Origin of the sequence: Chitinophaga sp. HK235 (assembly GCF_018255755.1) — a bacterium.
Lineage (GTDB): Bacteria > Bacteroidota > Bacteroidia > Chitinophagales > Chitinophagaceae > Chitinophaga.
In genome coordinates this window covers 5,819,512-5,833,725 of record NZ_CP073766.1, presented here as the reverse complement: position 1 = coordinate 5,833,725, position 14,214 = coordinate 5,819,512, and the positions used below count along the sequence as shown (strand labels likewise).

The following is a 14,214-nucleotide window of genomic DNA, read 5'->3' as shown; positions in this document are numbered from 1 at the left end:
AATGAAAAAGTTATTTTTCATCATGGCTATCCTCATGCCTGTATCCACCATGGCCTGCGACATCTGCGGATGTTCTGCCAGTGGCTACCAGCTGGGAATACTACCGCAATACCACAAAAACTTTATCGGCCTGCGTTATGGCTATCGTCAGTTCAGATCTACCCATCCCACGGAGCTGGGTAATACCATGAACCACGAATCCAGAGAGTACTATCACACCACTGAAGTATGGGGCAGATGGTATGCTACCAAAAGATTACAGCTGTTTGCCTTTGTCCCTTTCCAATACTTTAAACGGGAAGAAGGGAAAAGCATCACCACCGTTTCTGGTCTGGGAGATATTACCCTGATGGCCAACTATACGCTCATCGATAACAACTGGGACCTTGGTAAAAAATGGCACCATGTGTTTCAGGCTGGTGGCGGCATCAAGCTCCCTACTGGCAAAACAGGCATCCCTGATGAAGGCGGCAATATCTATCAGAACTTCCAACCTGGCAGCCGCAGCACTGATTTTGTGGTGAATGCTGTGTACACACTGCGTCGCAACAAATGGGGCATTAATACAGATGCCAGCTATCGTATCAACACCAACAACAAAGAAGAATACCGCTTCGGCAATCGTTTCAATACATCACTGCGTGGTTTCATGTACCAGCCGCTCAGCAAAACCATAGCCCTGCAACCCTATGCAGGTCTGATGTATGAACATGCTGCAGGCGACCGTCAGCAACAAAAAATCAAGGAATATACCGGTGGCGACATGCTGCATACCAGCATCGGCGCAGATGTATATTTCAAGCGCTTCTCCGCAGGCGTACAGGCTCAACTGCCCGTATATCAGCACCTGTCTGATGGTTATAATAAAACATATGCCCGGTTATCTGCTACTGTTAATTTTTTCTTCTAAAAAAATCACATGAAAAATTCAATTATACTTTTCGCCCTCGTTACTGTATTCGCCTCCTGCTCCAAAGACAAAACCACACCCGCTACCGACCCAACTGAAAAAGGTACCGTAGTGCTGGAATTCGATAACCGCGCCGGATCAGACGACCTGATATTAAACAACCAGCAATACCGAAATGCTGCCGGCGAATCACTCACCATCAGTCAGTTTAATTATTTCGTCAGCAATTTCCGGTTTATAACTGCCAGCGGACAGGTATATACCGTACCACAGGACAGCTGCTATTTTATCATTCGTGAAGACGACAAAACCACCGCTTTCCATACGCTCTACAACGTACCCGCCGGAGACTATACACAGGTGAAATTTATGATCGGAGTAGACAGCACCCGCAATACCATGGACATCAGCAAACGCCAGGGCACGCTTGATCCCGCGGAAGGTGCAACCGGTATGTACTGGAGCTGGAACAGTGGATATATCTTTGTCAAACTGGAAGGCAGTTCACCCGCTTCCACCGATCCGCAGAAACTCTTCCGCTATCATATCGGCCTCTACGGCGGTGGCTTTAACAACGGTCCGCGCACCATCAACAATACCAGAGAAGTGACCCTCACCATTCCCAACAATGGTAAAGCCATTGTCCGCCGCGACCGCAGGGCACAAATACATTTTTTTGCTGATGCGCTGAAACTACTCAACGGCACTACCAACGTAAGTATTGCTACCAATCCGGATGTAATGGTTTCGCCATTTTCAGAAAAAATCGCAGATAATTACACACAAATGTTTAACATTGACCACGTGCATAACGAATAATTTTAATGACACCTATCATGAAACAAGTAATCTTAGCCTGTAGCATCGTGCTGGCAATCGCCTGCAATCAGAACAATAAGCCCGCTGAAAAGACCAATGCACCCATGCCCGAACCACCTGCTATGGCAGAAGCTGCCAGCAGCGACAAATGGCCTGACCCTGTATGCCGGATGCCTTACGACACCAGCTACAAGGAGTGGACAGTTTATCAGAAAGACACCATTCATTTCTGTTCTGTTACCTGCAAGGAAGTCTTCCAGAAAGCGCCTGATAAATACATGGCTAAGCTGAAAAAGTAAGTATTCCTTATTTAACTATTCGTTTATGCATCATCGTTATCGGTGGTGTAAGGGGATGTTATTGCCCTTGCTCACCGTCCTTATCATATCAGCCTGCCACAAAAAAAACGATCCCGTTGTGGAGAAACAGGAAACCATTGCCTTCGTAAAACCGGCCCACTTCCCGGAACCCACCTACCGTCTGGCCGACAATCCCGTGACTACAGATGGCTTTGCCCTGGGGAAAGTGTTGTTTTATGATGGCCTCCTCAGCCGCGACGGGACTATCAGCTGTGCCAGTTGCCATATACAGGCCAATGCCTTCACCCATCATGGACACGATGTCAGTCATGGTATCAACGATCGCCTCGGAACACGCAACTCTCCTCCCATACAAAACCTCGCATGGTCTACTTCCTTCTTCTGGGATGGAGGCGTACACGATCTCGATTTACAGCCCATTGCCCCGATAGAAAATCCGGTGGAAATGGATGACAAAATGAATAATGTGATCGACAAACTGCAGCGCAATAACCGCTACCAGCAGCTATTTGAAAAGGCCTTCGGTTCTCCCGGCGTCAATAGTGCCCGTATGCTGAAAGCATTGTCACAGTTTATGGTCGTGCTGGTGAGCGCAGACGCTAAATACGACCGCTATATTGCCGGAAAAGAATCGTTCAGTGATACAGAAAAACGAGGGCTGGCACTCTTTGAACAACAATGTGCCAGTTGCCACCAGCCACCACTGTTTACTGACAACAGCTTCCGCAACAACGGGGTAGCTCCCCGGCCATTCGGCACTGACTACGGACGTTATATGATCACCTTGCGGGAAGAAGATAAACTCAAATTTAAAGTACCCTCTCTCCGCAATATAGCCCTCACCGCACCCTACATGCATGATGGACGCTTCGGCAGCCTGGAAAGTGTATTAAATCACTACGACAACTGCTTCTATAACTCCCCGACACTGGACCCTGCTTTTAAAAACGGGCTTACCCTCAGTACCACTGATAAACAGGACCTGATCGCCTTTCTCAAAACACTTAGTGATAAAGGTTTTATAACAGATCCACGATTTGCTCCACCACCGGGGTTTGTACAGGGTAATTAATCAGAAGAAAAATATACATAAACTAAAAGTGGCTGTCTCAGTAGTATGAGACAGCCACTTTCAGCTTAATGAAATTAAATATCCATCATACCAAAATAAAAAACCGTCCCGGTATAAACCAGGACGGTGTAAATACAGCTTATGAAATCTAAAAAATTACTGAGTTACAACGATTCTGTCCCAGGCAACCCATTTGGCTTTGGTCCAATCGTTGGCAGGGTCTGGAGGCCGGCAGCATCCAGTACAACTGCAGAAGAACCGTCAGCAGTAACAAACAGATCAGAAGAACCGTGCTGCAGGTTGTTTTTCAGGCCGCTGGTACCATCAGCATAAAACCGATGGTAACGTTATCGGCTATACGTAATTTGGCTTTTCTGAGCACCCATGATGATAGAGTTGCCAAGGATAAACTTGGCAGTAAAATATACTATGGGAATAAATTCAACGGGAAAGTATATACGAAGAAAGGCTCATAGGATAAGGTCGTATAAGATATGGCAGAGATTGGAACAGCTGATAGCAGTCGGCTTATATCAAAAAGGATGGAGGTGCAGTCCTGTTCATCAGCATATCCAGGGATATATCGACCTGATAGTTGCGTTCTTCCCGTTTACCTTGCGTGGTAGCAGATGATATCTGGAAAAGATGCTGGCTTTTGTTCGTAAAAGGTTTATTGTCTTTGTTACACAGTTCCAGGCTGAAGTTAAAACGTTCTTCCAGGTCTTCTTCGAATTCGCGGAGGCTGAGTGTTTCATCAATAGGATATTCCACCAGGCTTTCTTCTTCAAAGCCGGCTTCTCTCAGTGTATCAAAGGCATTAGCCAGTGAATGGCGTACATATACTGCTACGTTACAGGACAACAAACGTTGGATCTGCATCTGTAGCAGGGATATTGTCATTAATGGGTGTAATTTGAGTACTTTCATCGCTGTTCAATCTTCATTTACTGCGCTTACTAAATAGGTTTTCTTAGGTGAATAGTAATAAGCAAACTTAGCAGTCTACTTTTAATTTAATATTAAGCACTTGTTATGATTGTGTGAAAATAACACTCAAATATAAAAATATTTGAATATTTAAAATATTAAAATTATTAAGATGCTCAGGAGCCGGGAAAAACAATAACACGGGCAGCATCCCAGTCGGGCGCGGCATCATCTTCATCTTCAGGCAGTACGATCTTTGTCTTGCTCACAGGATGTTGATACAAGGTCCATTGTTGCTGGGAGTATTCGAGGGCAGTGAGGCTCTCCACCCAGTCACCGGAGTTGAGATAAGTCACTGATTTATCGCCAACGGGCATTTCCTTGATAAGCGGCTGGTGGATATGACCACAGCAGACTACATCAAAGCCTTTGTCTACTGCGATTTCAGCCACGGTCTGTTCAAAGTCGGAGATAAATTTAACGGCTGACTTCACCCCCTGCTTTACTTTTTTGGAGAAAGACATTTTTTCGCGCCCCAGGCCTTCCAGGACATGATTGACCAGGCGATTGAGGATAATGAGCAGGTCGTACCCTTTTCCACCCAGTTTGGCCAGCCACTTGGAGTTTTTCATGGTCACGTCGTACACGTCGCCATGGAAGAACCAGTGTTTTTTACCATCTACCTCCAGCACCAGTTTATTATCGATGGTGAAATTGCTCAGCTCGAAGCCGGCATATTTACGAAGGGCTTCATCGTGGTTGCCGGTCAGGTAATACACTTCGGTCCCTTTACCGATCATCTTCAGTATTTTCCGGATCACCTTGGTATGTGCCTTCGGGAAGTAGCGTTTACTGAACTGCCAGATGTCAATGATGTCTCCGTTGAGCACCATAATCCGGGGATCGATGCTGTCCAGGTATTGGACGAGCTCTTTGGCGTGGCAGCCGTATATTCCGAGGTGTACATCGGAGATAACAACTATATCTAATGCGCGTTTGTCTGACATCTAAATACAGGGTAAAATGAACAGGCTGTAGGCACCTGTTTATGATTATAATTTCTTATGCAAAGGAAAAATCGCTATATTACTTTTATATTAATCCAGTGTTAAGGAATTATTAATTCGCGTTTTTTTCTGGCTCCAATTGATTCTGAAAGCTATTTTTGCGGCAAATTTTAAACTCAAACGTATGGGAGGCTTCAATTCCTTTGTCAAACTATTCATGCCGAAAGACCGGGTATTTTATTCTTTGTTTGAAGATGTATCTTCCAACCTCGTTGAAATGGCCCAGGTGCTCAATGAGTTGGTAGCCACCAGTGATCCAGCCTTACGTAAAGATAAAGTACATCTGATCGAGAGACTGGAGCATAAAAATGACGATTATACCCACCGCATATTCGTAGAACTGGGTCAGAATTTCATCACCCCGTTTGACCGGGAAGATATCCACTACCTGGCCGCCACACTGGACGATGTTGCCGACTATATCCATGGTTCCGCCAAAAGAATGGACCTTTATAAGGTAAACACACACAACGAAAGTATCCGCAAACTTGCCGAGCTGATCCACCTGGGTGTACTGGAGCTCCACAAAGCCATTCCTGAACTGCGCAACATGCAGAATATGCGTGTTATCACCGATGCCTGCGTAAAAATCAACAGCCTTGAGAACCATGCCGACGATATCTACGACAGAGCCATTGCCGACTTGTTCGATACTGAGCAAAATGCTGCAGAACTGATTAAAATGCGTGAAATATACCAGGCTCTGGAAATCGCTACCGACAAATGCGAGGATTGCGCCAACGTTATTGAAACCATTATTATCAAATACTCCTGATAAAGGGGATCTAGTTCTGACCGCATAATCCTCGTGTTACATGACTTTATTAGTAGTAATTGTTATACTGGCATTCGTGTTTGACTATATCAATGGTTTTCACGATGCCGCCAACTCTATCGCCACTATCGTGTCGACCAAGGTACTGACACCTTTTCAGGCAGTACTCTGGGCCGCAGTCTTCAACTTTGCGGCTTTTTTTATTGCCAAATATGTGATTGGCGAGTTTAAAGTAGCCAACTCCGTTGCCAGCTCCGTATTCGAACAATACATCACCCTGAAGGTGATCTTCAGTGGTCTGGTAGCAGCTATCACCTGGAACCTCTTTACCTGGTGGCTGGGCATCCCGTCCAGTTCTTCCCATACCCTGATCGGTGGCTTTATCGGCGCAGCCGTTACCAGTGCCGGCACACTCGATGTGATCAACTATCACAAAGTGCTGCCTATCGTGTACTTCATCGTACTCGCCCCGCTGATCGGTATGATAGTAGCCTTTATCATTACTCTCATCATTGTGAATATCTGCCGCAAGGCCAATCCCTTCCGGGCAGAAAACTGGTTCAAACGCCTGCAGCTGGCTTCTTCAGCAGCACTCAGCCTTGGCCACGGCAGTAACGATGCCCAGAAAGTAATGGGTATCATCGCTGCAGCCATGGTGTCTGCCGGATATATTCCCAATATCAAAGCCATGCCCGACTGGATACCACTGGCCTGCTTTACCTGTATCGCCCTCGGTACCATGAGCGGTGGCTGGAAGATCGTTAAAACAATGGGTACCCGCATCACCAAAGTAACTCCCCTGGAAGGTGTTGCTGCTGAAACTTCCGGTGCCATCACCCTCTTCCTCACCGAACATCTCGGTATCCCCGCCAGTACCACCCACGTGATCACCGGCGCCATTATGGGGGTAGGTGCTACTAAAAGATTGTCAGCCGTTCGTTGGGGTGTAACCGTAAGCCTGCTCTGGGCCTGGGTTTTAACCATCCCTATCAGCGGTATCCTTGCTGCCATCACTTACCTGATCGTAAGCATCTTCATCTAGCATAAATGATTATCAATAATATTTAAAAAGCTCTCCGTACCTCACGGAGAGCTTTTTTTTATAAAAATGCCGCCATGTGAAATAGAGCTACTATTTTTGTACGGCTTGTGACAAGCGAATGACATCCAATCAAAACCGATCAACAACATGAAAGGAATTATCCTGGCCGGCGGCTCCGGTACCCGATTACACCCGATCACTTATGCGATCAGCAAGCAGATAATGCCGGTATATGATAAACCAATGATCTATTATCCGTTATCCACGCTGATGCTGGCCGGCATAAAAGATATCCTCATCATCTCCACGCCGCATGACCTGCCTTCCTTTCAAAGACTCTTTGGCGACGGCAGCCAGCTGGGGCTCAACCTGTCTTACGCAGAACAACCGCAGCCCAACGGCCTCGCTCAGGCTTTTGTAATCGGAGAAGAATTTATAGGGAAAGACAATGTGGCCCTCGTTCTGGGCGATAATATCTTCTATGGCGCCGGCCTCGGTACCCAACTGGCCCAAAATACCAGCCCCGACGGCGGTATCGTATATGCCTACCAGGTATCCGATCCCGAAAGATATGGCGTGGTGGAATTCTCCGACGATATGCGCGTACTGTCTATCGAGGAAAAACCAGCCAAACCCAAATCCAATTTCGCAGTGCCCGGACTCTATTTTTATGATAACGAAGTAGTGGAAATTGCCAAAAGCCTGCAGCCCAGTCCCCGTGGTGAATACGAAATTACAGACGTAAATAAGGAATATTTAAAGCGTGGCAAATTAAAAGTTTCTATCTTACCCCGTGGTACAGCCTGGCTGGATACCGGTACTTTCGACTCCCTGATGCAGGCTTCCCAGTTTGTTCAGGTGATCGAACAACGTCAGGGCGTGAAAATTGCCTGTATAGAGGAAATCGCCTACCGTAAAGGCTTTATCAACGCTTCCCAGTTGAAGGACCTGGCCAAACCATTGCTGAAAAGCGGCTATGGACAGTACCTGGAAACAGTGCTGGAACAAAAAAAATGATCTGACATCTCATAAAATCGTAAATCTGAAATTACTATGAAGGTTCTCGTTACAGGTGGTTGTGGCTACATTGGCGCCCATACTATTGTAGACTTAATCAACCATGGATTTGACGTGGTTTCTGTTGACAGCAACATCAGAAGCTCTACGCAACTCCTGGATGGTGTGGAAAAAATTACCGGAAAAAAAGTACGTAATTACAAAGTCGATCTTTGCAACCTGGAAGATACGCATGCAGTATTCCACGAAAACAGGGACATCGTCGGGGTTATCCACTTTGCAGCCCTCAAAACAGTTCCTGAATCTGTAGCAGATCCCTTGTTGTATTTTCACAATAACCTGACCTCTCTCATCAACGTGCTCAAATGCATCAAGGAATTTAACGTACCTCACCTGGTATTCTCTTCTTCCTGCTCCGTTTATGGCAATACCACTGCCCTGCCGGTAATAGAAGAAACACCACTGGGTGAAGCCCAATCTCCTTACGCCCGCACCAAACAGATGGGCGAGCAGATCATTGAAGACTACAGCCGTGTAAACGATACCCAGTCCATCCTTCTGCGTTATTTCAACCCCGTAGGTGCACACCCCTCCGGCCTCATCGGTGAGTTGCCCCTCGGCAAACCCGACAACCTGGTTCCCGTAATCACCCAGACTGCCATCGGTAAAATCCCGAAAATGGTGGTCTATGGCACCGACTACGATACCCGCGACGGATCCTGCGTAAGAGACTATATTCACGTAACGGATATCGCCAACGCACATACTAAAGCGATGCAATATCTCATCGAGCGTAAAAACGCTTCCAACTGCGAAGTATTTAACCTCGGTACAGGCAACGGCGTTACCGTTCTCGAAGCCATCAAAGCCTTCGAAAAAATATCCGGCGTTAAACTCAACTATACCACCGGTCCACGCCGCCCAGGTGACGTAATCTCTATCTATGCCAATAATTCCCGCGCCAAGGAAAAACTCGGATGGTCTCCGGAAATAGGCATAGAAGACTCCATGCGCACCGCCTGGCAGTGGGAAGTAAGCCTCCGAAATAAAGTGCTGAGCAATTAACATCGTGATTTTAAATGCTTACTTTTACGCTTCAATTTTAAAAAAACCGCAATGGTAAAAGATATTCAACCGCTGAACGAAAAAGAAACACGCGCCGGATTCGGTGAAGGTATACTGGAAGTTGGCCGCAAAAACCCAAATGTAGTCACACTCACCGCCGACCTGCTCGGATCCATGAAACTGAATGCATTCGTAAAGGAATTTCCAGACCGCTTTGTACAGGTAGGTATCGCCGAAGCCAATATGATCGGTATCGCGGCAGGTATGACCATCGGCGGCAAAATCCCGTATACCACCACTTTCGCCAACTTCTCTACCGGAAGGGTATACGACCAGATCCGTCAATCTGTAGCCTACTCCAATAAAAACGTAAAAATATGCGCCTCACACGCAGGCCTCACCCTGGGTGAAGACGGCGCTACCCACCAGATACTGGAAGATATCGGCATGATGAAAATGCTGCCTGGCATGACTGTGATCGTTCCATGCGACTTTAACCAGACTAAAGCCGCCACCATCGCGATCGCTGATTATGAAGGCCCCGTATATCTCCGCTTCGGCCGCCCGAAATGGCCTAACTTCACACCGGAAAACCAACCCTTCGAAATCGGTAAAGCGCAGGTCCTCCACGAAGGAACCGACGTGACCCTCTTCGCTTGCGGCCATATGGTGTGGACTTCCATCGAAGCCGGTAAAATACTGGAAGAAAAAGGGTATAGCGTGGAAATTATCAACATCCACACTATCAAACCACTCGATGAAGCTGCTGTGCTCAAATCCCTGAGCAAAACACGCTGTGCCGTTACCGCTGAAGAACACAACGTACTCGGTGGCCTCGGCGACAGCATCGCTCAGGTTGCTGCCAGAAACCTTCCGGTACCCATCGAATTCGTAGGTACCAACGATACCTTCGGCGAAAGCGGTAAACCAGTGGAACTGCTGAAAAAATACGGCCTCGACGCCGACCACATTGTGGCTGCAGCAGAAAAAGCCATCTCCAGAAAACAGTAACTGTGATGGATATGATACTACTGATCCTCCTGATGCACGTAGACTCAAGCGAAAAATAAAAAAGAGAAGCCCATGGTTTTAAACCATGGGCTTCTCTGCTTTTGCCTTCTTCTATAACAATTCAGATTAATCACAGTTAAACTTTATGGGATTCTTCCTATCATACTATTATACAAACCAGATTAATCATAAAAATCATAGTTGTCCAAGAACCATTTAACCTATGGCCGTTACACAGGACGATAAAATATTACTGGCGCTGTACCGGATACCGGAAACCCGGGAAGAAGGCTTTACGCTGATCATCCGCAAGTACCAGGAAAGGCTTTACTGGCATATCAGAAGGCTGGTCATCTCGCATGAAGATGCCAATGATGTGCTACAGAACGTTTTTATTAAGGTGTGGAAAAACCTGGAAAATTTCCGGGAAGATGCACAACTGTTCACCTGGCTGTATAAAATAGCCACCAATGAATGCCTCACCTTTCTGGAACAACAAAAACGGAAGTTCGCCGTCTCCCTCTCTGATGTGGAAGATGGGCTCAGCAACAGACTCAAGGCTGATACCCAGTTTGATGCAAACAGGCTGGAATGGAAATTACAACAGGCCATCCTTCAGCTTCCTGAAAAACAAAGAATTGTATTCAGCCTAAGATATTACGATGAAATGCCATATGAAGAAATGAGCCGTGTCCTCGACACTTCCGAAGGCGCTTTAAAGGCATCTTATCATCATGCAGTGAAAAAAATCGAGGAATTTATCAAATCCAACGATGTATAACCGTATGGTGACTGATTTTAAGCTGTCTTTAAAGTTTTTTGCCAAAAGATTAAAATCTCATTAAACTATCGGAACAGCTTTCTGTCTAAAATTTGTATATGAACAAGCACCAAAATATCAGCAATGAGTTAAAACAACTGGCGCCGGACGCTAATTGGCCCGCTGACGTACCTTTCACGGTGCCAGCTGGTTACTTCGACCGGTTTCCGGAAACAGTGCTGCAACAGGTTCATCTACTGAAACCCGACTTTTCCGGCATTGTTATTCCCAATCACCCTTATACAACACCAGCCGGATATTTTGACTCCCTTCCTCAGGCTATCATGCAGCGGATCAAAGGCGCTGAAGAAAATCCGGTAGAAGCCGAACTGGAAGCCCTATCACCCCTGATAGCAGCTATTCCCAGACAAACGCCTTTTACCGTACCAGCCGGATATTTTGACTCCCTGACGGTACACCCGCCTGCCCATGTTGCACCATCCCTGCGAATTGTTCACCGCAACCCGGTTCGAAAATGGATCAGATACGCCGTAGCGGCCTGCTTAATAACCTTTACCAGCACCACCGCACTGCTCTTCCTCCAGAAAGAAAGCCACCTCAACGTGGAAAAACAACTGGAAGGTTTAGACAACCAGGATATCGAATTTTATCTCCAAAACCATACGGATGTTTTTGATAATGACGCCATTTTTGCCAGCTTTGCTGATGTGACAGCTCCGGAAACCCTGCAACAGCAACTCAATGAAGAAATTCCGCCTGCTGCCATAGAACAATATCTGCAACAGTCAGATTTATCAAAAGAGGTAGTACCTAACCATTAGTGATGCATGAAACGCTTTGATTTTAAAATAATATGGATTGTCCTGCTTATGTTGACCGGCGCGCTCCCCGTCAGTGTGGCCCAACAGCCTCCCTCTGATGAAGCTGCCGAAAAAATAAAAGCACTGCAAATGCAGTATCTGGCCAAAAAACTGGACCTCTCCCCCGAAGAAGCCCAGAAATTCTGGCCGGTATACCAGAACTATACCCGTGAAGTGGAAACACTCATCGCAGAACGCCATAGCAAAAGACAACAGGATAAAGTTTCCGGCGGCGATCCTGACGATATCGCCAGAAGAAATATGGATAACGATCTCGGCTACGAAAAAAAAATGTTCGACATACGATCAAGATATACCAACGAATTCCAACGCGTACTCCCCGCCCGCAAAGCCGGCGCAGTATTTAAAAGTGAACGGGAATTCCGCACCATCATGATCAATCATCTCAACAACCAGCGCCTCAACAGAATGAACCAGGGCGCTAACTTCAGAAGAAGACAATAATCTCAGCAAATAAAAATAGCCCAGGACCTTTAGTCCTGGGCTATTATATATTTAGGAGAGAAATAATCACATCGCTTTGTAATGCGCCCTTACTTCTACCACCTTACCTTCCCGCAATACCATCATCTCCGTACATAAGTTATTATTAATGCTTTTATAATACAACACTGCAGAATCAACCCCTTCCAGTACATGATATAATTCAAACCGAAGGTCAGGATAGGCCACCAGCGCCTTGCTGAAATACGCCTTCAGCACTTCCTTCCCCTGAATACGGCCCAGGGGGTCATTGTTGATCCGCTTGATAACAGGTGAATAAAAGACAATGTCCTCGGAATAGTGGGACATAATATCGTCGAGATTGTGGCTGTTCCAGGCCTGTACCCAGGCATCCGCAAAAGAGGTCATACTTTCCATATCTGTTTCTTTTCAGGACAAGTTATTGTTTTTGCCAACAGTAGTATTGGCTGAAAAGCTCAGTTTATCCCCCGACGCCACTGAGCCGGGGTCATCAGAAAACATTTGCGGAACTGCCGGTAAAAATGAGAGATATCCTCAAACCCGGTACTATAGGCAATTTCCTGCACCGGCAGATCAGTAGACCGCAACAAGAGCGCTGTCATCTGCAAACGCTTCTCCCATATCCAGTCCATAGGACTGCGCTGGTAGGTTTTGCGGAAGCGCCGCTTAAGCGTGGCCGGGCTCACATGCCCCATCATTGCCACCTCTTCCAGCAAACGCACTTCATGCAACCCGCTATGTAACTGCACCATCATCTGTTGCATGGAAGGAGAAGGCACAGTAGCCAACGCCTGCTTCACGGTTGCCGGCTCTTTATTAAGCAGATGTAATACACGGCACATCACGGACTCATAATCCGGCAAGGCCGACGGTTGCCTGAAGTCCCGGAGCAGCTCCTCGGCAAGCTGTTGCCAGTGAGAAGCAGGAGAGAGCATTAATGTCGCCGCCGCAGGCCCGCTATCACTGTATTCAGACTGATGTTCCGGCAATACCAGATTGATGCTGGCAAAATCATCTTCAGGACGCATGATCTCCGAACAGATAAGACTGCCTGCTGGTATCAGGAAAACATCGCCTGCCCGCAGGTGATGCACACGCCGCCCGTCATACATCCTCTTTTCGCCCCGCAATATCAGATTGAGCACCGGATGTGGCACATATAGCCCATGAGCCGCCGGCTGACGGTAATTACTATATGCCGCCCAGCTACGACCTTGCTGCTCCCACGTTTGAATATGGTGCTGCCCGGTTAAAGTAAAACTGTCGTACAAGGTATACATAGGCTATCCGCTATGTTTGTCAGAATCTGGCAAAAGGTTCTTTGGTATCATGATAGAAAAGGAAAGTCCAGCCTTCCTGTTTTCCACGTTCCATAAACTCCTGGCGCAACTCCATGCTGCGTTTGCCATCGTAATCATATTTCGCTACAAAACGACTCTTCATCTGCGATATCTGTGGTGCCACATCTCCGCCAAAAAACACTTTATCTTCCCCGTCATCTATCAGAAATACCTGGTGGTACGGGCAGTGGCCGCCAGTCAGTTCATAATGAATATAACCATCTATGCTGCCATTGCCGGTGGTAAACACCACATTGTCGCGCTGCTGCAGCAAAATAATGTCTTCAGAGAGGTAAGATTTGCCGGCATGCTCCATCGCATACAGCATCTCTTCATTATTGACATAATAAGTGGCATTGGGAAAAGTCAACGTGCGCTCCCCGGTAATCGGGTCAGCGGCAGATACGCCGCCAGAGTGGTCTTTATGCAGATGGCTCATCAATACCTTGGTGATCTCCATGGGATTCACACCATGATCAATCAGGTGCTGATGTATCTGCAATACACCGTCTTCGTTACGAAAACCAAGACCGGCATCAAACAGTATATAGTCGCGGTCAGTAATCACCAGAAAGGGCTGTATCTCTACCAGCAGGGAACCATGCGGACGGTCCTGCAGATTATCTGTGCCAAGCCTGAAAGGAGAAAAACGTTTGGTTGCATCTACTGTAAATGAACCTTCTGATAATGGAATAATACGTGCCATGATGCAAAGATAGCCC

Annotated in this window: 17 protein-coding genes; 12 read left to right on the top strand and 5 right to left on the bottom strand. The window is 46.8% G+C overall.

The window, feature by feature from the left end; translation table 11 throughout:
* Window position 1: 1 nt before the first annotated feature.
* The 4 genes from KD145_RS22110 to KD145_RS22095 all read left to right on the top strand — a co-directional run bounded on the left by KD145_RS22110 (window position 2) and on the right by KD145_RS22095 (window position 3,121).
* A complete protein-coding gene (locus tag KD145_RS22110; protein WP_212001716.1) occupies window positions 2-910 on the top strand; it encodes a hypothetical protein in 909 nt (302 codons plus the stop codon).
* A 9-nt stretch (window positions 911-919) separates the two neighbouring features.
* On the top strand, window positions 920-1,729 hold the full coding sequence (locus KD145_RS22105) for an MbnP family protein (RefSeq protein WP_212001714.1): 810 nt from the start codon (window positions 920-922) through the stop codon (window positions 1,727-1,729).
* Window positions 1,730-1,746: 17 nt separating this feature from the next.
* Window positions 1,747-2,028: a YHS domain-containing protein gene (locus KD145_RS22100; RefSeq protein ID WP_212001712.1), complete on the top strand. Its 282-nt coding sequence runs from the start codon at window positions 1,747-1,749 to the stop codon at window positions 2,026-2,028.
* A 118-nt stretch (window positions 2,029-2,146) separates the two neighbouring features.
* Window positions 2,147-3,121: a cytochrome-c peroxidase gene (locus KD145_RS22095; protein WP_249219520.1), complete on the top strand. Its 975-nt coding sequence runs from the start codon at window positions 2,147-2,149 to the stop codon at window positions 3,119-3,121.
* A 528-nt stretch (window positions 3,122-3,649) separates the two neighbouring features.
* Here KD145_RS22095 and KD145_RS22090 read toward each other — a convergent pair.
* Both KD145_RS22090 and KD145_RS22085 read right to left on the bottom strand, forming a co-directional pair.
* A complete protein-coding gene (locus KD145_RS22090) occupies window positions 3,650-4,048 on the bottom strand; it encodes a hypothetical protein (RefSeq protein ID WP_212001710.1) in 399 nt (132 codons plus the stop codon).
* Window positions 4,049-4,224: 176 nt separating this feature from the next.
* Window positions 4,225-5,055, bottom strand: coding sequence for a UDP-2,3-diacylglucosamine diphosphatase (locus KD145_RS22085; protein ID WP_212001708.1), 831 nt, complete (start codon window positions 5,053-5,055; stop codon window positions 4,225-4,227).
* Window positions 5,056-5,239: 184 nt separating this feature from the next.
* Between KD145_RS22085 and KD145_RS22080 the strand changes: the two genes are divergently transcribed.
* The 8 genes from KD145_RS22080 (at window position 5,240) to KD145_RS22045 (ending at window position 12,131) form a co-directional block, all read left to right on the top strand.
* Window positions 5,240-5,890 carry a DUF47 domain-containing protein gene (locus KD145_RS22080; protein ID WP_212001706.1) on the top strand — a complete coding sequence of 217 codons (651 nt, stop codon included), beginning with the start codon at window positions 5,240-5,242 and terminating at the stop codon, window positions 5,888-5,890.
* 40 nt (window positions 5,891-5,930) lie between these two features.
* Entirely contained in the window at window positions 5,931-6,932 is a 1,002-nt protein-coding gene (locus tag KD145_RS22075) for an inorganic phosphate transporter (RefSeq protein WP_212001705.1), read from the top strand.
* Window positions 6,933-7,079: 147 nt separating this feature from the next.
* The gene (rfbA, locus tag KD145_RS22070; RefSeq protein ID WP_212001703.1) at window positions 7,080-7,949 is read left to right on the top strand and encodes a glucose-1-phosphate thymidylyltransferase RfbA; all 870 of its coding nucleotides are present in this window, start codon (window positions 7,080-7,082) and stop codon (window positions 7,947-7,949) included.
* A gap of 36 nt (window positions 7,950-7,985) precedes the next feature.
* Window positions 7,986-9,014, top strand: coding sequence for a UDP-glucose 4-epimerase GalE (gene galE / locus KD145_RS22065; protein WP_212001701.1), 1,029 nt, complete (start codon window positions 7,986-7,988; stop codon window positions 9,012-9,014).
* A gap of 51 nt (window positions 9,015-9,065) precedes the next feature.
* Window positions 9,066-10,025: a transketolase family protein gene (locus tag KD145_RS22060; protein ID WP_212001700.1), complete on the top strand. Its 960-nt coding sequence runs from the start codon at window positions 9,066-9,068 to the stop codon at window positions 10,023-10,025.
* A gap of 223 nt (window positions 10,026-10,248) precedes the next feature.
* On the top strand, window positions 10,249-10,806 hold the full coding sequence (locus tag KD145_RS22055) for an RNA polymerase sigma factor (protein ID WP_212001699.1): 558 nt from the start codon (window positions 10,249-10,251) through the stop codon (window positions 10,804-10,806).
* A 98-nt stretch (window positions 10,807-10,904) separates the two neighbouring features.
* Window positions 10,905-11,627 (top strand): hypothetical protein, encoded by a 723-nt coding sequence (locus tag KD145_RS22050; protein WP_212001697.1) that lies wholly within the window; start codon window positions 10,905-10,907, stop codon window positions 11,625-11,627.
* Window positions 11,628-11,633: 6 nt separating this feature from the next.
* A complete protein-coding gene (locus KD145_RS22045) occupies window positions 11,634-12,131 on the top strand; it encodes a hypothetical protein (RefSeq protein ID WP_212001695.1) in 498 nt (165 codons plus the stop codon).
* A 66-nt stretch (window positions 12,132-12,197) separates the two neighbouring features.
* On the opposite strand, the gene KD145_RS22040 is transcribed toward KD145_RS22045, so the two are convergent.
* From KD145_RS22040 to KD145_RS22030, 3 genes are read right to left on the bottom strand one after another with little or no spacing between them, the layout of a single operon-like run.
* Window positions 12,198-12,548 (bottom strand): nuclear transport factor 2 family protein, encoded by a 351-nt coding sequence (locus KD145_RS22040; protein ID WP_249219518.1) that lies wholly within the window; start codon window positions 12,546-12,548, stop codon window positions 12,198-12,200.
* 59 nt (window positions 12,549-12,607) lie between these two features.
* On the bottom strand, window positions 12,608-13,432 hold the full coding sequence (locus KD145_RS22035; protein WP_212001693.1) for an AraC family transcriptional regulator: 825 nt from the start codon (window positions 13,430-13,432) through the stop codon (window positions 12,608-12,610).
* Window positions 13,433-13,451: 19 nt separating this feature from the next.
* Window positions 13,452-14,198 (bottom strand): MBL fold metallo-hydrolase, encoded by a 747-nt coding sequence (locus tag KD145_RS22030; protein WP_170148831.1) that lies wholly within the window; start codon window positions 14,196-14,198, stop codon window positions 13,452-13,454.
* Between the last annotated feature and the right edge of the window lie 16 nt (window positions 14,199-14,214).

Bases quoted from the DNA above. Each gene is read 5' to 3' on its own strand.
- rfbA (WP_212001703.1), top strand. From the start codon at position 7,080: ATGAAAGGAATTATCCTGGCCGGCGGCTCCGGTACCCGATTACACCCG.
- KD145_RS22030 (WP_170148831.1), bottom strand. From the start codon at position 14,198: ATGGCACGTATTATTCCATTATCAGAAGGTTCATTTACAGTAGATGCA.
- KD145_RS22055 (WP_212001699.1), top strand. From the start codon at position 10,249: ATGGCCGTTACACAGGACGATAAAATATTACTGGCGCTGTACCGGATA.
- galE (WP_212001701.1), top strand. From the start codon at position 7,986: ATGAAGGTTCTCGTTACAGGTGGTTGTGGCTACATTGGCGCCCATACT.
- KD145_RS22050 (WP_212001697.1), top strand. From the start codon at position 10,905: ATGAACAAGCACCAAAATATCAGCAATGAGTTAAAACAACTGGCGCCG.
- KD145_RS22110 (WP_212001716.1), top strand. From the start codon at position 2: ATGAAAAAGTTATTTTTCATCATGGCTATCCTCATGCCTGTATCCACC.
- KD145_RS22040 (WP_249219518.1), bottom strand. From the start codon at position 12,548: ATGGAAAGTATGACCTCTTTTGCGGATGCCTGGGTACAGGCCTGGAAC.
- KD145_RS22090 (WP_212001710.1), bottom strand. From the start codon at position 4,048: ATGAAAGTACTCAAATTACACCCATTAATGACAATATCCCTGCTACAG.
- KD145_RS22085 (WP_212001708.1), bottom strand. From the start codon at position 5,055: ATGTCAGACAAACGCGCATTAGATATAGTTGTTATCTCCGATGTACAC.
- KD145_RS22075 (WP_212001705.1), top strand. From the start codon at position 5,931: ATGACTTTATTAGTAGTAATTGTTATACTGGCATTCGTGTTTGACTAT.
- KD145_RS22035 (WP_212001693.1), bottom strand. From the start codon at position 13,432: ATGTATACCTTGTACGACAGTTTTACTTTAACCGGGCAGCACCATATT.
- KD145_RS22045 (WP_212001695.1), top strand. From the start codon at position 11,634: ATGAAACGCTTTGATTTTAAAATAATATGGATTGTCCTGCTTATGTTG.
- KD145_RS22060 (WP_212001700.1), top strand. From the start codon at position 9,066: ATGGTAAAAGATATTCAACCGCTGAACGAAAAAGAAACACGCGCCGGA.
- KD145_RS22080 (WP_212001706.1), top strand. From the start codon at position 5,240: ATGGGAGGCTTCAATTCCTTTGTCAAACTATTCATGCCGAAAGACCGG.
- KD145_RS22105 (WP_212001714.1), top strand. From the start codon at position 920: ATGAAAAATTCAATTATACTTTTCGCCCTCGTTACTGTATTCGCCTCC.
- KD145_RS22100 (WP_212001712.1), top strand. From the start codon at position 1,747: ATGAAACAAGTAATCTTAGCCTGTAGCATCGTGCTGGCAATCGCCTGC.